At 71.1% G+C, this 18,970-nt stretch carries 18 protein-coding genes and 1 tRNA gene; 8 read left to right on the forward strand and 11 right to left on the reverse strand.

All coding sequences use genetic code 11. The features are described from left to right. Positions 1–25: 25 nt before the first annotated feature. A tRNA-Val gene (locus ACFYNP_RS07945) sits at positions 26–97 on the reverse strand. A gap of 182 nt (positions 98–279) precedes the next feature. Here ACFYNP_RS07945 and ACFYNP_RS07950 point away from each other — a divergent pair. From ACFYNP_RS07950 to ACFYNP_RS07975, 6 genes are all read left to right on the forward strand, one after another. Continuing rightward, positions 280–1,641: a hypothetical protein gene (locus ACFYNP_RS07950; protein WP_388783628.1), complete on the forward strand. Its 1,362-nt coding sequence runs from the start codon at positions 280–282 to the stop codon at positions 1,639–1,641. Between the two features lie 102 nt (positions 1,642–1,743). Continuing rightward, positions 1,744–2,262, forward strand: a complete 519-nt coding sequence (locus tag ACFYNP_RS07955; protein WP_388407929.1) for a DUF4383 domain-containing protein — start codon at positions 1,744–1,746, stop codon at positions 2,260–2,262. Between the two features lie 178 nt (positions 2,263–2,440). After that, a complete protein-coding gene (locus tag ACFYNP_RS07960; RefSeq protein ID WP_388783631.1) occupies positions 2,441–3,136 on the forward strand; it encodes a FadR/GntR family transcriptional regulator in 696 nt (231 codons plus the stop codon). Continuing rightward, positions 3,133–3,675, forward strand: a complete 543-nt coding sequence (locus ACFYNP_RS07965) for a PfkB family carbohydrate kinase (protein WP_388783634.1) — start codon at positions 3,133–3,135, stop codon at positions 3,673–3,675. Before ACFYNP_RS07960 ends, ACFYNP_RS07965 begins: the two co-directional genes overlap by 4 nt. A 231-nt stretch (positions 3,676–3,906) precedes the next feature. After that, positions 3,907–4,173: a PfkB family carbohydrate kinase gene (locus ACFYNP_RS07970; RefSeq protein WP_388783637.1), complete on the forward strand. Its 267-nt coding sequence runs from the start codon at positions 3,907–3,909 to the stop codon at positions 4,171–4,173. 186 nt (positions 4,174–4,359) lie between these two features. Further along, entirely contained in the window at positions 4,360–4,575 is a 216-nt protein-coding gene (locus ACFYNP_RS07975) for a zinc ribbon domain-containing protein (RefSeq protein WP_388407923.1), read from the forward strand. Between the two features lie 133 nt (positions 4,576–4,708). Here the strand turns inward: ACFYNP_RS07975 and ACFYNP_RS07980 are convergent, their stop codons facing one another. The 4 genes from ACFYNP_RS07980 to ACFYNP_RS07995 form a co-directional block, all read right to left on the reverse strand. Further along, positions 4,709–5,368 (reverse strand): O-methyltransferase, encoded by a 660-nt coding sequence (locus ACFYNP_RS07980; protein ID WP_388407921.1) that lies wholly within the window; start codon positions 5,366–5,368, stop codon positions 4,709–4,711. 41 nt (positions 5,369–5,409) lie between these two features. Next, positions 5,410–6,261 (reverse strand): HAD family hydrolase, encoded by an 852-nt coding sequence (locus ACFYNP_RS07985; RefSeq protein WP_388783639.1) that lies wholly within the window; start codon positions 6,259–6,261, stop codon positions 5,410–5,412. Continuing rightward, positions 6,258–8,747, reverse strand: coding sequence for a phosphoribosyltransferase (locus ACFYNP_RS07990; RefSeq protein ID WP_388783642.1), 2,490 nt, complete (start codon positions 8,745–8,747; stop codon positions 6,258–6,260). Before ACFYNP_RS07990 ends, ACFYNP_RS07985 begins: the two co-directional genes overlap by 4 nt. A gap of 74 nt (positions 8,748–8,821) precedes the next feature. Continuing rightward, positions 8,822–9,985 (reverse strand): HpcH/HpaI aldolase/citrate lyase family protein, encoded by a 1,164-nt coding sequence (locus tag ACFYNP_RS07995; RefSeq protein ID WP_388783645.1) that lies wholly within the window; start codon positions 9,983–9,985, stop codon positions 8,822–8,824. A gap of 209 nt (positions 9,986–10,194) precedes the next feature. Here ACFYNP_RS07995 and ACFYNP_RS08000 point away from each other — a divergent pair, with 209 nt between their 5' ends. After that, positions 10,195–10,992 carry a TerD family protein gene (locus tag ACFYNP_RS08000; RefSeq protein WP_388407910.1) on the forward strand — a complete coding sequence of 266 codons (798 nt, stop codon included), beginning with the start codon at positions 10,195–10,197 and terminating at the stop codon, positions 10,990–10,992. A gap of 28 nt (positions 10,993–11,020) precedes the next feature. Here the strand turns inward: ACFYNP_RS08000 and ACFYNP_RS08005 are convergent, their stop codons facing one another. The 6 genes from ACFYNP_RS08005 to ACFYNP_RS08030 all read right to left on the reverse strand — a co-directional run bounded on the left by ACFYNP_RS08005 (position 11,021) and on the right by ACFYNP_RS08030 (position 15,624). Continuing rightward, a complete protein-coding gene (locus tag ACFYNP_RS08005; protein ID WP_388407909.1) occupies positions 11,021–11,758 on the reverse strand; it encodes a Tellurium resistance in 738 nt (245 codons plus the stop codon). Between the two features lie 151 nt (positions 11,759–11,909). After that, positions 11,910–13,052: a DUF475 domain-containing protein gene (locus ACFYNP_RS08010; RefSeq protein WP_388407906.1), complete on the reverse strand. Its 1,143-nt coding sequence runs from the start codon at positions 13,050–13,052 to the stop codon at positions 11,910–11,912. 160 nt (positions 13,053–13,212) lie between these two features. Continuing rightward, entirely contained in the window at positions 13,213–13,788 is a 576-nt protein-coding gene (locus tag ACFYNP_RS08015) for a TerD family protein (protein WP_053727176.1), read from the reverse strand. 91 nt (positions 13,789–13,879) lie between these two features. Further along, positions 13,880–14,455, reverse strand: a complete 576-nt coding sequence (locus ACFYNP_RS08020; RefSeq protein ID WP_345260924.1) for a TerD family protein — start codon at positions 14,453–14,455, stop codon at positions 13,880–13,882. Positions 14,456–14,628: 173 nt separating this feature from the next. Continuing rightward, on the reverse strand, positions 14,629–15,087 hold the full coding sequence (locus ACFYNP_RS08025; protein WP_100576725.1) for a peroxiredoxin: 459 nt from the start codon (positions 15,085–15,087) through the stop codon (positions 14,629–14,631). Positions 15,088–15,201: 114 nt separating this feature from the next. Beyond that, positions 15,202–15,624 (reverse strand): DUF3052 domain-containing protein, encoded by a 423-nt coding sequence (locus tag ACFYNP_RS08030; RefSeq protein ID WP_388407902.1) that lies wholly within the window; start codon positions 15,622–15,624, stop codon positions 15,202–15,204. Positions 15,625–16,064: 440 nt separating this feature from the next. Here ACFYNP_RS08030 and aceE point away from each other — a divergent pair, with 440 nt between their 5' ends. Further along, positions 16,065–18,797 (forward strand): pyruvate dehydrogenase (acetyl-transferring), homodimeric type, encoded by a 2,733-nt coding sequence (gene aceE / locus ACFYNP_RS08035; protein WP_388783648.1) that lies wholly within the window; start codon positions 16,065–16,067, stop codon positions 18,795–18,797. Positions 18,798–18,970: the final 173 nt, after the last annotated feature.

Here is an 18,970-nt window from a genome sequence, read left to right on the forward strand (position 1 = left end):
CCTGCTGGGTGCCTGATCGGCACGGTGGGCGTGGACGGTTTCGAACCGCCGACATCTGCTTTGTAAGAGCAGCGCTCTACCCCTGAGCTACACACCCGTGGATGAGGGAACAGCGTACATGGCCCCGGGGGTGCCGCCGCAAACCCGATTCCCGGGCGGGAGCGGCGGAGGGGAAGCGGCGGAGAAGGGGCGCGGAAGCGTGAACCGACCGGGCCGTGTGTTCGTCCCTCCCTGGTGGGAGAATGGACCGGGCAGGGCCGGACAGCACGGGAGAGGGATGTGACGGGGACACACGCGCGGCCGTACAGCAGAGCGGGTGCCACCGTCCGGGACGTGCTGGCGCTGATCGCCTTCCCCGTGGTGCTCGGCGCCGCGGCGCTGCCGGGCGCCTTCGCCGGCGGCGGTACGCGCCGCTGGTTCGGCGGGCGCGGCGAGAGCGTGCGGGCGGACGCGCAGGCGGCCAAGGACGCGGCGGCCGCGGCGTTCTACGAGCTCGACACCGCCCAGCGCGATCTGCGGATCTCCATCGAGACCATCACGGCCGTGGACAGTTCGCCCGGCGCCCGGCGTGCCGTCGACGACTTCACCGCCCTCGGCCGCCGCATCGACGAGGTGTCCAACCAGTACATCACCGCGGTCGACGCCCACGATCTGGACCGGGACGACCTGGACGCCTCGGTCGCCGCCCGGGCCCGGACCGAACTGACCGCCGCCAAGGACGAACTCGTCCGCGTCAAGGGCGAGTTGGACCGCTACGAGCAGAACCTGCGGCCACTGCTCGACACCGCGGAGACCCAGCTCGCCCGGCTCGCCCCCGCCATCGAGCGGGCCCGGCACGCGCTGCTCGGCGCCAGCACCGCCCTGGACGCGGTGCGCGGCTCGGGGCTGCGCGCCGACGACCTCGCGGCCCGGCTCGCAGCCCTGGGGCCCGAGCTGACCAAGCTGAACCAGGGCGCGGGCCGGCACGGCGTGGCCGAGACGCTCCAGCGCGCCGACCGGGTGCTGCGCGACGCGGAGGCGCTGCGGGCCGAGGCCGGGCAGCTGCCCGAGAAGGCCGCCGAGATCGACCGCAGGCTGGTCTCGCTCCGCACCCGCGCCCAGGCGCTCACCACCCGGGCGGGCGGGGTCGACCCGGTCCTGAGCGAGCTGCGCCGGCGCTTCTCCACCGCCTGCTGGCAGGACCTCCAGCAGGTGCCCGCGCAGGCCGCCGCCTCCGTGCGGCAGGCGGAGGACAAGCTCAAGGAGGCGGCGCGGGCGCGCGAGGAGCAGCGCTGGCCGGACGCCACGTCGCTGCTCAGCACGGTACGGGCGCTGCTCAACTCCACGGACGAGGCCGTCTCGGCGGCGGGCGACCGGCTCCAGCGGCTCAACGCCGTCGCGAAGGACCCGCAGCAGGAGATCCAGCGCACCCGGTTCGCGATCCGCGACGCCCAGCGCCTGGCGATGTCCGGCCGCACCACTCCCGACCCCCGGCACGCCGGGCCGCTGGACGAGTCGGTGGCGCGCCTGGAGCGGGCGATCGGCACGCTCGAAGGCCGCCACCCGGACTACTGGCACTTCCTGACCGAGACCGAGGCGGTGCGCCGCACGGTGGCCGATGTGGTGGCCCGCATCCGCGAGGAACTCGGCCACGGCGCCTGAGCTCCGCGAGCGACCGACCGCCGCTGAGTTGTTGGGGGCCCCGCCCGGGCGGATCCTTGAGTACGTACGCCCTGCGTGCCCAGGAATGAGGAGGGCCCCACCATGGCCGCCCACACGATCTCGCAGCGCTTGAACCACAACCGCGTCTCGCTCAACGAGCACCTGCCGGTCGACCACCGCCTCAACCGCGTCTACCGCTACGGCGCCGGAGCCATGGGGGTCGTCCTGCTGGTCTTCGGCATCCTCGGCCTGATCCACCGGATCGGCTTCTTCGACACCGGCGGTGACACCGTCGCCGGGCTCAACACCAATGGCGCGCTGAGCGTCATCTCCATCGTCGTCGGCCTGCTGCTCCTGTACGGGGCCTTCCGCGGCGGCAACTTCGCCTCCACGCTCAACATCGCCCTCGGCGTGCTGTTCCTGATCAGCGGGTTCGTGAACCTCGCGCTGCTCGACACCTCGCACAACATCCTGGCGTTCCGGATGCAGAACGTGCTGTTCAGCTTCGTGGTCGGGCTGCTCCTGATGGTCTTCGGGATGTACGGCCGCGTCACCGGCTTCCTGCCGCACGACAACCCGTACTGGCGCGCTCGCCACGAGCAGGCCGACGAGCAGAGCTGACCGACCCGCCTCCAGCACGTGAGCACGGCCCGGCCCGGGACGCCCGAAGTCCCGGGCACTGCCGTGTCGCAAAGCCCGCACATTAATTGCTAATTAACCAGTACTTGTGCAACTCTTTACCTCACCAAGAGGAAGCTTTGACCCTTGCCGGTCCGGGCGAGCGAAGAGGAGCCACCACGTGAGCGAGGCCGCCTACGTCGGGCGCGGGGTCCACCGGACCGCCGTCGAGGGCCTGGCCCTGCGGATCTTCGACGGGACGTACGACGAGGGCGACATCCTCGAACTGCCCACGCTGATGGCCGAGTTGGGCGTCAGCCAGACCGTGCTGCGCGAGGCCGTCAAGGTGCTCACCGCGAAGGGGCTGCTCGACGCCCGGCAGAAGCGCGGCACCTTCGTCCGGCCGCGCGCGGACTGGAACCTGCTCGACAGCGACGTGCTGCGCTGGAAGCTGGCGGCCGGGGCGCCGCCGGACTTCTTCGCCGACGTCCTGGAGCTGCGCCGCGCGATCGAGCCGGCCGCCGCCTCGCTGGCCGCCGAGCGGCGCACGGACGAGGACCTGGCCGCCCTGGACGGCTCGCTCGCCGCCATGCGGGCCGCGGGGAGCGACCCCGTGCTCGCGGTGCGGGCGGACACCTCGTTCCACAGCGCCCTGCTCACCGCCTCGCACAACCGCTTCTTCGCCCAGTTGCGCCGGGTGATCGTGCCCGCGCTGGTGGCGCGGGGCGGCCACGGCCGCTCGGACGGCCGGGGCGGCCCGGTCCCGGCGCACGCCGAGGTCGTCCGGTCCGTACGGGAGAGCGACGGGGACGGCGCCTACATGGCCGTGCTCGAACTGCTCGGCCTTCCCGCGGACGGCCAGGGGGCCGGCGCGTGAGCGTGTTCACCTTCGGGGAGACGGTGCTGGCGCTGCGCGGCAGCGGGCCGCTCGGGCTGGGCGGCGCCATGGACGTCACGGTCACCGGCGCCGAGTCCAATGTGGCCACGGGCCTCGCCCGGCTCGGGCACCAGGTGCGCTGGGCGGGCGCGGTCGGCGCCGACGAGGCGGGCGAACTCGTGCTGCGCACGCTGCGGGCCGAAGGCGTCGACGTGTCGGCGGCCTCGCGCGACGAGGGGGCGCCCACCGGCCTGGTCCTCCTGGAGCCCCGGCCGCCCGGCCCCACGCGGGCGCACCCCTACCGAACGGGGTCGGCCGCGTCCCGCATCCGCGCCTGCGCCATCGCCGAGGCCTTCGCAGCCGCCCCGCCCACCCTGCTGCATCTCACCGGCATCACCCCGGCGCTCGGCCGATCCGCCCAGTCGGCGGCCTGTCTGGCGCTCCAACTCGCCGCCGAACACTCGGCGATGGTCTGCCTGGACGTCAACCACCGCCCGGAGCTGTGGAGTTCGCGGGACGCGGCCGAGGTGCTGCGGTAGTGGGCACCCAGGGCCGACGTCCTCGTCGCCACCGAGGACGAGCTGGCGCTCTGCCTGCCCGAAGGACCGGAAGGACTGGAAGGACCGGAAGGGCCGGAAGGGCCGGAAGGGCCGGAAGGGCCGGAAGGGCCGGAAGGGCCGGAAGGGCCGGAAGGGCCGGAAGGGCCGGAAGGCACCCCGGACGGCACCGGGCGGCGGGCCAGGGAACTGCTCGCGCTGGGCGTCGGCGAGGTGGTGGTGCGGCGGGGCGCGGCCGGGGCGACCGTGTACGCGGCGCAGGGCCGGCTGCTCCACCGCCCCGCCCGCGCGCCACGGGCCCCGGGCGCGGCCTGGGCCGGCGACGCCTTCGTGGCGGGCTACCTCTCGGGGCTGCTCGACGGCGTCCCGACGGCCGCCCGCCTGGAACGCGCGATGGCGGCGGAGGCCTTCGCCGCCGCCTCGCCGGGTGACTGGGAGGGCACACCGACCCGTGCCGAACTCGCCCTGCCGACGGGCTGAGACGCACCCCTCGAACCCCTCCGGGCCGGGCTGCGGCGGTGGCCCGCCCCGGAGGCCCGCCCCTGGGGCCGGAGGTGGACGGACCCCCGGCCCCAGGTCTGCCTTGGGCCCTGCCCCGCGGATGCCGTCCGGGGCGAGCGCCCGGGACGGCGACCACATCCGCCGGACAGGACCTAGTCTTGCCCCATGCCTCGCTACGAATACCGCTGCCGCTCCTGCGGCGACACGTTCGAACTCAGCCGCCCGATGGCCGAGTCCGCAGCCCCCGCGATGTGCCCGGTGGGCCACGACGACACGGTGAAGCTGCTTTCCGCCGTGGCCGTGGGCGGCTCCGCCAAGCAGGGCCCGGCGGCTCCCTCCGGCGGCGGAGGCGGCTGCTGCGGAGGCGGCTGCTGCGGCTAGCCCCGAGGGACCCCGGGGCTCCAGTACGGCGGGCCCCGCCCTGCGCGCGCGTGCACCCGGGCCCACCTGCCAGGAGCGCGGGGAACCGCGCGAACACCCCGGCTCCCCCGGACACCCGCCCTCCGGCGGGGGGCTACCGGCGCCGGGACAGCGTCAGGCCGTCCGCCACGGTCAGCAGCACGCTGTCCATCCGCTCGTCCGCGACGACATGGTCGTTGAACGCCCGGATCGCCGCCGGCGCCCCCGTCGCCCCGGGGTCCAGAACACGCCCGTGAAACAGCACGTTGTCCGTGGCGATGAGCCCCCCGGGCCGCAGCCGGGGCACCAACTCCTCCCAGTACGCGATGTAGTTGCCCTTGTCCGCGTCGAGATACGCGAAGTCGATGTGCGGCTCGGCCGGCATCGCCCGCAGCGTGTCGAGCGCCGGCGCGATCCGCAGCTCGATGCGGTCCGCGACACCCGCCTTGGCCCACGCCTCCTTGCCGTACGCCGTCCACTCCTCGGAGACGTCGCAGGCGATCAGCTTCCCGTCGGCCGGCAGCGCCTGCGCCATGGCCAGGGCCGAGAAACCGGTGAAGGTGCCGACCTCGACGACATGACGGGCGTTCACCAGCCGTACCAGGAAGGCGAGGAGCGGCGCCTGCTCCTCGGCCGACTGCATGCCCGCCTGCTCCGGGAGCCGGGCGTACGTCGTCTCCACCAGATCCCGCTGGACCGCGTCGAGCGGTGGATTGTGGGCCAGCATGTAGGCGTACAGCTCATCGGTGATGGTGGTGCTGTTTCCCTTGGTCATGCGGCGACCGTATCCAATACCGCAACGCTGCGGCAGGCCCTTCAGGACGCCGCGCGGGCCAGGAAGCGCCGCAGGATCTCCTCACCCGCGAGGACCCCGCGCTCGGCCAGCGCCTCGGTGCCCGGGGCCTGCCAGCCGGCCTCGGCGAGCTCGCCGTGGCCCGGGCGCCAGCCCTGGTCGGCGGCGAGCAGGAGGTCGGCGTCGAGCAGCGAGTCCCCGGCGGCCAGGGTGAGTTCGGCCCCGGTGCGGCGGGCGACCTCGCGGACCGCCGCGCTCTTGGTGAGCGGCTTCGGTACGGCGTAGATCTTGCGGCCCTGGAGCGAGACGGTCCAGCCGCGCGGTTCGGCCCACAGCGCGAGCTCCTTGACCCATCCCTCGGGCAGCAGCTCCCGCTCGACCACCAGATAGGCGAAGAGGTCCTCGGCGATCCGTTCCTTGCGCAGCCAGGCCGGGTCGGCGACGGCCCGCAGATGGGCCCGTACCTCGTCGAGGGAGACGCACTCGGCGGCGATCCGGTCGGCCACCGAACGCGCCCAGTCCGGGTCGGACACGCCGTCCACGAGCAGATGCCCGCCGTTGGCGCAGATCGCGAACCGCGAGGGTGCGCCCGGGAGTTGGATGCGCTGGTACTGCTTGCGCGTACGCGTCGTGGTGGGCACGAACACGGTCGCGGACTTCAGCTCGGCGAGCAGCCGGGCCGCGTGTTCGGTGACGTACGAGAGGGGCTTGTGTTCGTGCACCTCGACGCACAGGAGCCGCGGCGCCCGGTGGTCGGGCATGGTGAGGGCGAGGGCCGCGGCCGAGTAGATCAGGGTGCGGTCGAGGTCGCTGGCGACCAGGACGGGCGGGGTGTGGTCGAGGCCGCCTGCGACCGGGACGGGCGGGGTGCTCACTTGGCGGCCACCGCCTTGCCGTCGGCGCCGGTGGCGCCCCGGGTGTACTGGGGGTGGATCAGGCCGACACAGCTGTACGGCAGGCCGTCCACCTCCTCGACGGGCACCCCGCGCTGCTCGGCGAGCAGCCGGACGTGGTCGAGGTCGGCCCCGGCGCCGCGCCCGGCGAGGATCTTCCAGGGGACCCGGCGCAGCAGCACCCGGGTGGTCTCGCCGACGCCGGGCTTGACCAGGTTGACGTCGTGGATGCCGTACTCCTCGCTGATCCGCTCGACGGCCGCCCAGCCCTCCCAGCCCGGGGTGCGGTCCGTGTCCCGCAGCGCCTTGGCCTCGCGGTCCACCGCGTCGGCGACCGTCTCGAAGCGCGCGGCGACGGTGTCGAGGAAGGCGCCCGACACATCGGCGCCGGCCAGCTCGCGGTAGAACTTGGCGCCGTGGAAGTCGCCCGGACCGATCAGGTCCTGGCGCAGCACGGTACGCGAAATCAGCCCGGAGACCGTCGAGTTGAGGCAGGCCGACGGGATCAGGAAGTCCTCGCGGGTGCCGTAGGTGCGGACACAGGAGCCGGGGTCGGCGAGCACGGCGATCTCCGGGTCGAACCCCGCGAACTCGGGGAACTCCCCGATGGCCGCGGCCAGTTCGCGGGTGATGGCGCCCTTGCCCGTCCAGCCGTCGACGAACACGACGTCGGCGGGGTCGTGGTGGGCGGCGAGCCAGCGCAGCGCGTTGGGGTCGATGCCCCGGCCGCGCACGATGGACACCGCGTAGTGCGGCAGGTCCAGGCCGTGCCGGTACTGGGCCCAGCGCCGCATCAGAACCCCGACGGGCGTGCCCGCGCGGGCCAGCGAGACGAGCACCGGGCGGGGTGAGCGCTCGGCCAGGACCGTCTCGGTGACCACGCCGACGGCCCGCGCGATCCGGTCGGCCGAGGCGTCGAGCGCGGCGCGGAACAGCTCCTGGTACTGGGGGCTCGGCTGGTACTCGACCGGCAGCGACTCCGCGTAGTGCGCGCCGCCGCTCTGGATGGCCTCCTCGCGCTCCTCGGTGGGCGCTTCGAGCTCGACCCCGGACAGGTCCTTGAGCAGCCACCCCACCTCGTCGGGGGCGTAGGAGGAGAAGGCGGGACCGCGCAGCGGCTCGGGCATGGGGGCACCTTCGGGTACGTACGAGGGCAGCACGGCGAGCACGACGTGCGGGACATGGGCGCCGAGCTGGGCCAACAGGCCGCCGGGTGCGTGCAGTTGGGCGGTGTCGGCGGCCGAGTCGACGACGGCCACGACCGCGTCGAAGCCGCCGCCCGCGACGTTGTACGCGTACCGCTCACCGGGGCCGTCGGCCGGGTCGTCGTGGGCGGGGAAGACGAGCCTGGTACGGATGGCGTACCCGGGGTCGTCGAGGGCGAGCACGGGCGAGCGGGTGGTGGTGGAGTAGCGCACCTCGGCGCCGCCGCGCTCTTCGAGGGCGACGGCCAGCCGCAGCGGCGCGTACATCAGCTCCTCGAAGCCGAGGACGAGGACGCGGCGCGGGGTCTCGCCACCGGCCGCGAGGGCCTCGGCCAGCCTGCCCGCCAGGTCCGGCAGCGCCGCCTCCAGGACGGCCCGGTGGACCGGGGTGAAGCCGTGCCGCCCGCCGTCGGGAAGGCCGGAGGGCCAGCACAGGTCGGCGCGGTGCGCCCGGCTCAAGGGCTGAGCGCTGCTCTCGCCCAGCAGACGCCCTTGGCCCGCCGTCTCCCCGCACACCCCGCCCTGAGCGCCTCCCGGCGACAGCGGGCCCGGGGCAGCCGCCGCCTCGTACTCCTCCACCAGCGCGCGCCCCTTCTCAAGGACCCCCTCCGGCAGCCGTACCGTGCCCGACGCCGAGGCGACCAGGTCGACGCGGGCGCCGGTCTCCGTCGCGAAGGCGGTGAGTCGGTCGCGGTCCTCCGGGGAGCGCATGTCGACGAGGGCGACGATCACATAGTGGTCGCGGGGATGGCGCGCGTGCAGGTCACGGATGGTGTTGAGGACCGTGTTGCCGGTGGAGAACTCGTCGTCGACGAGCACCAACGGACCGTTTCCCGCGAGGAGTCGGGGATCTTCGGGGAGCAGGAGGTGGGAGGTGGCGTGGGAGTGGGCCTCCTCGAAGCCGCCGGCCGCGGCCACGCCCGGGACCGGGCGACGGGTGGAGTGCAGATACGGGGCCAGGGCCAGGCCGTCGGCGACGGAGTGGCCGAGCCCGGTCGCGGTCTCGGCGTATCCGAGGACCACGGCCCGAGCGGCCGCCTCGTCGCCGAGCAACCGCCTTACGCGTACGCCCAGTTCGCGCCCGGCGCCCCACACCACGGAGGGCGCCTGCGGCACGTGCTTGCCCAGGACGTTGGAGACCAGCAGATGGGCGCGTTTCGGGTTGCGGCGCAGGGCCAGGCCGAGCAGGGCGCTCAGCCGCTCGTCCCCGACGAGCTCGACCCCGAGCCGCTCGGCGACCCACGTTCCCGACCACTCAACCACGTTGCTGCGTCCTTCTGTTGGTACGTCCTGTTGGTACGTCAGGCGGCCCGTCCGCCTGTGGGTCCGGCCGTTCGTCAAAGGGCCAGACCGGCCGTCAGGAGGTCGACGAAGCCGACGTCCGCGGCGGCGACGCCGAACACCTCGGCCCGCAGCAGCGTCCGCTCGGCCCAGGCCCGGTGCGGCTTCACCTCGTTCATCTTGTTGGTGTACGCCGAGCGCAGCACACCGCCGCCGCCCCGTTCGGGCCGCAGGATGTCCCGGGCGTCGGTGAACTCCTCGTGGCTGACCACCGACAGGGCGTGCACGGGCATCACGTGCGAGGGATGGATGCAGGTCTTGCCGAGGAGGCCGTTGGCGCGGTCGAGCTCGATCTCACGGAGCAGGCCGTCCAGGTCGTGCTCGATCAAAGCGGTGCGCAGCTCCTCGGCGCGGCCCTCCAGGAAGGGGCTGCGGCGCAGCTGGGGCTTGAACATCCGCTCCTGGAGCCGGAAGTACTCCCACACGGGGCCCGTGATGGTGAAGCCGCTGCCGTCGGCCCGGCCGAGGACGTTCACCACGTCCGCGATGACGCCGGCCACGATCTGGACGTCGTAGGCGGTCATGTCGGGCGAGCGGCGCAGTCCGTAGCCGGAGCAGAAGTCGGTGACGCCGAGGCGCAGGGCCAGGATGCGCTCGCGGTACTTCTCCACCGTGCGAGCGATTCCGGCCAGGGTCTCGGCCCGGGTCTCCAGGTGGAGCAGCTCGGGCGATTCCAGGACGGGCATCGCGAAGAGCCGGCGGCCGCTCGCGGACTCCGCGGCGGTGAGCGCCTCCAGGAAGCCGATGCCGCGGTCCTCGGTGAACTTCGGCAGCACGAAGCCGCACAGCAGCCGGGCCGAGGCGCCGAGGCGGTGCACCAGGTCGGGTATCTGGAGGGGGGCGCGGACCCGTATGAACAGGAGCGGGACCTCTTCGCCGCGGGCGTCGAGGTCGGCGAACTGGCGCACCAGGTTGGCCTCGGCGGCCACCACCTCGGCGTCGTCGATCGAGTCCTCCAGGCAGAGCACCATGGACACGACACCGCGACGGGCCTGCTTCAGGACGTCGTCGGCGAGCGCGGGGCGCGTCGCCGGGCTGTAGAGGGTGGCGCCGAGGGCGGCCGACAGCACGCGCGCCGGGGAGCCCGCGGTGAACTCGCACGGCTCCTGATGAAAGAGGCGCTTCCGCTCAGCCGGCGGGAGGTGCCCGAAATGCCGCATATACATCCCCCGTACTGCCTGGACGGCCGAGATTTTGGGTGGCCGGTAATAGTACGTAGGAACACGTGTCAAGAGTTCCCCAAGTGCGTGAAATTCAGGTAACTCGTCTGCATCAACCGCCCCGTACGGGCTCCGCGCCCACGCCGCGGACCGTATCCGGCCGGGCCCCGCGTTGTCCGGGGGGCCCGCGGGAAGGCAGGATGACGGGCATGACGCACGCGATGCTGAAGGGATCGAACGTCCCGCTGGAGGCCCCGGCCGTACGGGCGGTGCTCCGCTGGTCGCCGGGCGCCGACGTCCCGGACGTGGACGCCTCGGCGCTGCTGCTCGGTGCCGACGGCCGGGTGCGTTCGGACGAGGACTTCGTCTTCTACAACCAGCCGCGCCACCCCTCGGGCCTGGTGCGCCGGCTGCCCAAGAAGCGTGTCGCGGAGGGGCTCACCGACACCGTCGAGGCCGATCTGGCCGCGCTCGACCGCTCCGTCGACCGGGTCCTGATCACCGCCTCGTCCGACGGCGCCACCTTCCGTGCCGTACGCGACCTGCGGATCCTGCTGTTCGACGCGGCGGTGTCGGGGGGCGAGCCGGTCGCCCTCTTCGATGTGAAGCCGGAGACCGGCGAGGAGACGGCGATCATCTGCGGCGAGCTGTACCGCCGCGGCGACGGCTGGAAGTTCCGCGCGGTGGGCCAGGGCTACCCGACCGGCCTGGTGGGCCTCGCCACCGAGTACGGCATCTCGGTGGACGACGGCGACGAGGACAGCGCGCCGAGCACGCCCGGCGCCTCGTCCGTGCCCCAGCCGCTGCCGCGAGACATGGCCCAGCCCGCGTACGGCTACCCGCATCCCGCTCCACCGGCGCACCCGCCGGCCGTACAGCCGTCCTACGGCTATCCGCAGCCGGCCTCGCCGCAGCCCGCGTACGGCTATCCCCAGCCGGCACCGGTGCCCGCGCCGGACCCGGCGTTCGTCCTGCCGCCGATGGGGCCGCAGTTCGTCCGCCAGTAGGCCCGGCGGCGACGCCGGCCGCCCCCGCTCAGGCCTTGGTCTTGTAGCCGCGGCCCCATTGGAGCCCCCAGCCGTACAGCCGGTCCAGCTCGGCCTGGAAGCCGTAGACGAACTTCACCTCGCGCCGCACCACCATGTCGCCCTTGACGTTCTCGATGGAGACCACCGCGCAGGAGCGGGCCTCGGGGGCGCGCTCGTCCAGCTCGATCTCGATGCGCGGGCCGTTGCTCGGGTAGAGCGTCACCTTGGCGTGGGTGCGGTCGAAGGCCGGGGTCTGGTCGTAGATGTAGACGAAGACGAGCAGCCGCTTTATCTCGTCGCGATGGTCAAGGTTGACGAAGATCGTCTCGCCCGAGGCCGAGCCGAACCGGTCGTCCCCGCTGCACTCCACGTAGGGCGCCTTGTTGGTGGCGCCGAAGAAGTTGCCGAGCGGCTGGACCACGCCCTTGGTGCCGTCCTGGAGCTCGTACAGACAGCCGAGGTCCAGGTCGACGTTGACCATGGACTGGGTGTGGCCCTGGACCATCTCCGGCTTGAAGAACTGGAGCGGGTGGCGCAGCAGCCGCCCGCCCTGCTCCGGCTTTCCGCCGAAGTCGGAGGTCCGCATCCGCCAGGACAGGTTGACCCGCAGACTGCCGGTGTTGGCTCCCTGCTTGCCGAGGGAGACCGTGTTGTGCCGTCGGGTCAGCTCGATCGTGTTGGTCGCCGCGCTGCCCGAGTCGAACTGTGAGGCCCTGCCTCGCCACAGGCCGTCCCAGAACGCCATTGCCCCCACCCCATAGGTCCGTGAACCGTCCCCGCACACCGCACTGCGGGGCGGCCGGCGAGGTTCGAGCCTCGTGACCGCCCCGCAGAGAGCGTTCCTCAATCCGGACCGGATCACACGCGCCAGGGCGTGCGCTCCGGAAGCACCGGGGTCACACCCCGGAGCCGACTTCCGCCGGTTCGCCCGCGCCGTCACCGCCGGCTGCCGCCAGGCGCCGGTTGCGGCGCACGGAGGAGAGGAAGGACCAGGCGATGAGGACGACGCCGACCAGGCCGGTGATGACCTCGTTGATCTCGTACTGGATGGTGACGAGCAGAATCACGGCCAGCGCACCGATCGCGTAGTGCGCCCCGTGCTCCAGGTAGACGTAGTCGTCCAGGGTTCCCTGGCGGACCAGGTAGACGGTGAGCGACCGTACGTACATCGCGCCGATGCCGAGGCCGAGCGCCATCAGGACGATGTCGTTGGTGATGGCGAAGGCGCCGATGACGCCGTCGAAGGAGAACGACGCGTCCAGGACCTCCAGGTAGAGGAACATGAAGAACGCGGCCTTGCCGGCCATGGCCACCGCGGAAACCTTGCTGCCGGTGCGCCTGGCCTCCTCCTCGGCCTCGTGCTCGCGCTCCTCGTCCTCTTCCAGACGGTTCTCGAAGTAGCCGGAGAGGCCGCCGACGACCAGGTACGTGATGAGGCCGGCGATGCCGGAGATCAGCACCGTCTGCGCCTTGTCGACGTGGGCTCCGCCGTGCTGGTGGGCGTGGGTGGCGAAGGTCATCGAGGCGACGAGCAGGACGATCATCGCGATGCAGACGGACAGCATGTCGATCTTGCCGAGCTTGGCCAGCGGGCGCTCCAGCCAGGCCAGCCACTTGATGTCCCGGTCCTCGAAGATGAAGTCGAGGAAGATCATCAACAGGAACATGCCACCGAAGGCGGCGATCGACGGGTGCGCGTCGGTCACCAGCTGCTGGTAGCGGTCGGCGTCGTTCAGTGCCAGGTCGACCGCGTCGATCGGGCCGACCTTGGCGCTGATCGCGACGATGACGACGGGGAAGAGCAGTCGCATGCCGAAGACGGCGATGAGGACGCCGATGGTGAGGAAGATCTTCTGCCAGAAGGCATTCATCTTCTTCAGGATTCCGGCGTTGACCACCGCGTTGTCGAAGGACAGCGAGATTTCGAGCACGGCCAGGATGGCGACGACCCCGAGGGCCGTCCACCCGTCATAAAGGACGGCCAGGGCCAGGCCGATCGCGGTGATCACGAATGACCAGCCGAAGGTTTTCAGAAGCACTGACTTCCCCATCGTGTAGAGCGGGCCGACCCCACGTAGAGCGGAGGTCCCCCCGCACCGCGCACGGCTTGACGCTGCTGTCTCCCGGGGGAGGTCCCCCGGACCCCCGGAAGGGAACGCCCCGGCCTGCACTCGATTTGAACGCAACCGGGCGATCTCTTTAGGAGACGTTGACCCCGAAGTCTAGAGCGATGCCCCGCAGACCCGACGCGTACCCCTGGCCAACCGCACGGAACTTCCACTCGCCGCCGTACCGGTACAGCTCGCCGAAGATCATCGCCGTCTCGGTCGAGGCGTCCTCGCTCAGGTCGTAGCGCGCGAGCTCCTGGCCGTCGGCCTGGTTGACGACGCGGATGAAGGCGTTGGCGACCTGTCCGAAGGTCTGGCCGCGGTTGTCCGCGTCGTGGATCGAGACCGGGAAGACGATCTTGTCGCAGGCGGCGGGCACCTTCGTCAGGTCGACGATGAGCGACTCGTCGTCGCCCTCGCCCTCGCCGGTCAGGTTGTCGCCGGTGTGCTCGACCGAGCCCTCGGGACTCTTGAGGTTGTTGTAGAAGACGAAGTACTCGTCGCCGAGCACCCGCCCGTTCGCGCACAGCAGGGCGCTGGCGTCGAGGTCGAAGTCGGCTCCGGTGGTGGAGCGCGCGTCCCAGCCGAGACCGACGAGCACCTGGGTGAGGTTCGGTGCGGCCTTGGAGAGGGAGACATTGCCTCCCTTGGCGAGCGTGACGCCCATGATCGTGTCCTCCCCGAGAAGTGGAACAGGTAGTGAGCGCGTCCGGCGCCGCACCACAGGGGTGCGGCGCCGGACGGAGGAGCGGGTCGGCTCAGACGTTGACGCCGAAGTCCTGCGCGATGCCGCGCAGGCCCGAGGCGTAGCCCTGGCCAATGGCACGGAACTTCCACTCCGCGCCGTTGCGGTACAGCTCGCCGAAGACCATCGCGGTCTCCGTCGAGGCGTCCTCGCTCAGGTCGTAGCGGGCCAGCTCGCTGTTGTCCGCCTGGTTCACCACGCGGATGTAGGCGTTGCGGACCTGGCCGAAGGACTGCTGGCGGCTCTCGGCCTCGTAGATCGAGACCGGGAAGACGACCTTGGCGACGTCGGCCGGAACCGCGGCCAGGTTCACCTTGATGACCTCGTCGTCGCCCTCGCCCTCACCGGTGAGGTTGTCCCCCTGGTGCTCGACGGAGCCGTCGGGGCTCTTGAGGTTGTTGAAGAACACGAAGTTCGAGTCGTTGGTGACCTTGCCCTGGTCGTTGGTCAGCAGGGCGCTGGCGTCCAGGTCGAAGTCACCCCCGGTGGTGGTGCGTGCGTCCCAGCCCAGACCGACGATGACCGCGGTCAGGTTGGGGGCGGCCTTGGTCAGCGAGACGTTGCCGCCCTTGCTGAGGCTGACTCCCACGAGTCCTCCCAATGGTGTGAGGGGGCCGGCTTGGTCAGCGTCCCCGTCGTGCGTTGGCATCGGATCAACGAATGGATCCTAGTAACCGGTTCCCGGGTCAAACAGACGATTCGGCCGAATGATCACGCGGTGCCGGCCGGTCACCGGCCGGTGGTGCACCCGGGTCGAGCTGCTCAGATGGTGTCGAGCGCCTTGAGGTACTCGTTCAGGTCGCGCGCGTCCGGAAGGCCGTTCACGACGGTCCAGCGGACCACGCCCTCCTTGTCGATGATGAAGGTGCCGCGCACCGCGCAGCCCTTGTCCTCGTCGAAGACACCGTAGGCACGGCTGACCTCGCCGTGCGGCCAGAAGTCGGAGACCAGCGGGTACTCCAGGCCCTCCTGCTCGGCGAAGACGCGCAGGGTGTGGATGGAGTCGTTGGAGACGGCGAGCAGCTGGGTGTCGTCGTTGACGAACTTCGGCAGGTTGTCGCGCAGTTCGCACAGCTCGCCCGTGCACACGCCGGTGAAGGCGAACGGGTAGAAGAGCAGCACCACGTTCTTCTCGCCGCGGAAGTCGCTGAGCTTCACGGTCCGGCCGTGGTTGTCCTTGAGCTCGAACTCCGGGGCCTTGGTGCCGACCTCGATAGCCATGGAAACGCCTTCCCTTCGATGGGCCGATCTGGTGACACCCACCCTACGCACCCCCCTATGCACAGGGCCCCCTCAGGCTGTGCCTGAGGGGGCCCTGTGGGGCGTGAGGAGGGATCAGCGCTTGGGGGACTTCAGGCGGGTGCCCGACCAGTCCTTGCCCACGCTGACGCTCTTGGCCGCCGACAGGCCGGCGGTCTGCGCGGCATCGTTGACGTCACTGGGCTCGACGTATCCGTCGCGGCCCGTCTTCGGGGTCAGCAGCAGGACCGCGCCACCGTCCTCAAGGAGACCGATGGCGTCCACCAGGGCGTCCGTAAGGTCGCCGTCCTCGTCGCGGAACCACAGCAGTACGACGTCGGCGACGTCGTCGTAGTCCTCATCGACGAGTTCCTGGCCAATCAGGGACTCGATGCCCTCGCGGAGATCCTGGTCGACGTCTTCGTCGTAACCGATCTCCTGGACCACCTGTCCGGGCTCGAACCCCAGCCTCATGGCCGGGTTGGTCCGCTCCTCCGCGTGGTCCGCGGTCGCGCTCACGGCTTGCCTCCTGATCTTGATTCGGTAAGTTCTGCAGCCGCGCGCAGGCGCGTGGCATTGGGCGTAGTCCACACGGGCGGGACGAATCTCGCAAGTACCCGGCACCCGAACCCGCCCTTTGGGGGCCAGTGTGGCCGTGTTCAGGGACATCCGCATCCCCGCCGGTGATTCATCCCACACGATTGGTGACTGTTTGCACCGTTGTGTTCCTTCGGGTACTCCAATCGGGGCCGAACACCCTTCGGGAACTGGTGGCCGGGTTGAGCGTAAGGTTGCGATTTGGCCCGACCCGTCCAGGCCCTGAGCCTACTTCCTGCTCCGGTGACGGTTACCTCTCAGTTACCTCTCAGTAGAGATGACGTTTGCGCCCCAGCGGTACACGATGGGATGCGGCGCAGAATTGGCTGTCTTCCGCATCCCCCCGACAGTGAAGGAACAGCGTGGCTTCCGGATCCGATCGCAACCCGATCATCATTGGCGGCCTGCCGAGCCAGGTCCCGGACTTCGATCCCGAAGAGACCCAGGAGTGGCTCGACTCCCTGGACGCCGCCGTCGACGAGCGCGGCCGGGAACGAGCCCGTTATCTGATGCTCCGGCTGATCGAGCGGGCCCGCGAGAAGCGCGTGGCCGTGCCCGAGATGCGCAGCTCGGACTACGTCAACACGATCGCCACCAAGGACGAGCCGTTCTTCCCGGGCAACGAGGAGATCGAGCGCAAGATCCTCAACGCGACCCGCTGGAACGCGGCCGTGATGGTGTCGCGTGCGCAGCGCCCGGGCATCGGCGTCGGCGGCCACATCGCCACGTTCGCCTCCTCCGCCTCCCTGTACGACGTGGGCTTCAACCACTTCTTCCGGGGCAAGGACGAGGGCGACGGCGGCGACCAGATCTTCTTCCAGGGCCATGCCTCGCCCGGCATCTACGCGCGCGCCTTCCTGCTCGACCGGCTCAGCGAGCAGCAGCTCGACGCGTTCCGCCAGGAGAAGTCGAAGGCCCCGTACGGACTTTCGTCCTACCCGCACCCGCGTCTGATGCCGGACTTCTGGGAGTTCCCGACCGTCTCGATGGGCCTCGGCCCGCTCGGCGCGATCTACCAGGCGCGGATGAACCGCTACATGCAGGCGCGTGACATCGCCGACACCTCCAAGTCGCACGTGTGGGCGTTCCTCGGCGACGGCGAGATGGACGAGCCCGAGTCGCTCGGCCAGCTGTCCATCGCGGCCCGCGAGAACCTGGACAACCTGACCTTCGTGGTCAACTGCAACCTCCAGCGCCTCGACGGCCCGGTACGCGGCAACGGCAAGATCATCCAGGAGCTGGAGTCGCAGTTCCGCGGCGCCGGATGGAACGTCATCAAGCTGATCTGGGACCGCAGTTGGGACCCGCTGCTGGCCCAGGACCGGGACGGCATCCTGGTCAACCGGATGAACACCACGCCGGACGGCCAGTTCCAGACGTACGCCACCGAGACCGGCGGGTACATCCGGGACCACTTCTTCGGTGACGACCAGCGGCTGCGCGCCATGGTCGAGGGGATGACCGACCAGCAGATCCTGCACCTCGGGCGCGGCGGCCACGACCACAAGAAGATCTTCGCGGCGTTCGCGGCGGCCAAGGCGCACAAGGGCCAGCCGACCGTGATCCTGGCGCACACCGTCAAGGGCTGGACGCTCGGCCCGAACTTCGAGGGCCGCAACGCGACCCACCAGATGAAGAAGCTGACGGTCGACGACCTCAAGGGCTTCCGGGACCGGCTGCACATCCCGATCACGGACCAGGAGCTGGAGTCCGGCGCGCCGCCGTACTACCACCCCGGACGCGAGTCCGAGGAGATCCAGTACATGCACGACCGCAGGCGCGGGCTCGGCGGCTACGTGCCGACCCGTGTGGTGCGTTCGAAGCCGCTGGCGCTGCCCGAGGACAAGACGTACGCGGTGGCCAAGAAGGGCTCGGGGCACCAGTCGATCGCCACCACGATGGCGTTCGTCCGCATCCTGAAGGACCTGATGCGGGACAAGGAGATCGGCAAGCGCTTCGTGCTGATCGCCCCCGACGAGTACCGCACCTTCGGCATGGACGCGTTCTTCCCGAGCGCCAAGATCTACAACCCGCTGGGCCAGCAGTACGAGGCGGTCGACCGCGAACTGCTGCTCGCCTACAAGGAGTCGCCGACCGGGCAGATGCTGCACGACGGCATCTCCGAGGCCGGCTGCACCGCTTCCCTGATCGCGGCGGGTTCGGCGTACGCCACGCACGGCGAGCCGCTCATCCCGGTGTACGTCTTCTACTCGATGTTCGGTTTCCAGCGCACCGGCGACCAGTTCTGGCAGATGGCCGACCAGCTGGCGCGCGGATTCGTCCTCGGCGCGACCGCCGGACGCACGACGCTGACCGGCGAGGGTCTCCAGCACGCGGACGGGCACTCGCAGTTGCTCGCCTCGACCAACCCGGCCTGTGTCGCCTACGACCCGGCGTTCGGCTACGAGATCGCGCACATCGTCAAGGACGGTCTGCGCCGGATGTACGGCCCGGACAGCGAGGACGTCTTCTACTACCTCACCGTCTACAACGAGCCGATCCAGCACCCGGCCGAGCCGGCGGACGTCGACGTGGACGGCATCCTGAAGGGCATCCACCGCTACAGCGCGGGCACTTCGGGCTCCATCCCGGCGCAGATCATGGCATCGGGCGTGGCCGTGCCGTGGGCGATCGAGGCGCAGCGGATCCTCGCCGAGGAGTGGGACGTACGGGCCGACGTGTGGTCGGCGACCTCCTGGAACGAGCTGCGCCGCGAGGCCGTCGAGGTGGAGGAGCACAACCTCCTGCACCCGGAGGAGGAGCAGCGCGTCCCGTACGTCACGCGGAAGCTCCAGGGCGCGCAGGGCCCGTTCGTGGCCGTGTCGGACTGGATGCGGGCCGTTCCCGACCAGATCGCGCGCTGGGTGCCCGGCACGTACCAGTCGCTCGGCGCGGACGGGTTCGGCTTCGCGGACACGCGGGGTGCGGCCCGGCGCTTCTTCCACATCGACGCGCAGTCGATCGTGCTGGGTGTCCTCACGGAGCTGGCCCGGGAGGGGAAGGTCGACCGGTCGGCGCTCAAGCAGGCGGTCGACCGGTACCGGTTGCTGGATGTGACGGCGGCTGACCCCGGGGCGGCGGGCGGCGACGCGTAGCTTCGGGGCGGAGTGCGGCGGGGCGGTGGGTGCTGCGGGGTTCCTCCCCGGGTCCCCGCCCGCCGCTTCCGCGGGGCCGCTGTCGGCTGCGGGTTGAGTGCGGCTGGTCGCGCAGTTCCCCGCGTCCCTTGTAGGTGAGCCGGGTTGTAGGGGTGAAGGGTGGCGGCCCCCGT

Origin of the sequence: Streptomyces sp. NPDC006691, assembly GCF_042869955.1 — a bacterium.
Classification (GTDB): Bacteria; Actinomycetota; Actinomycetes; order Streptomycetales; family Streptomycetaceae; genus Streptomyces.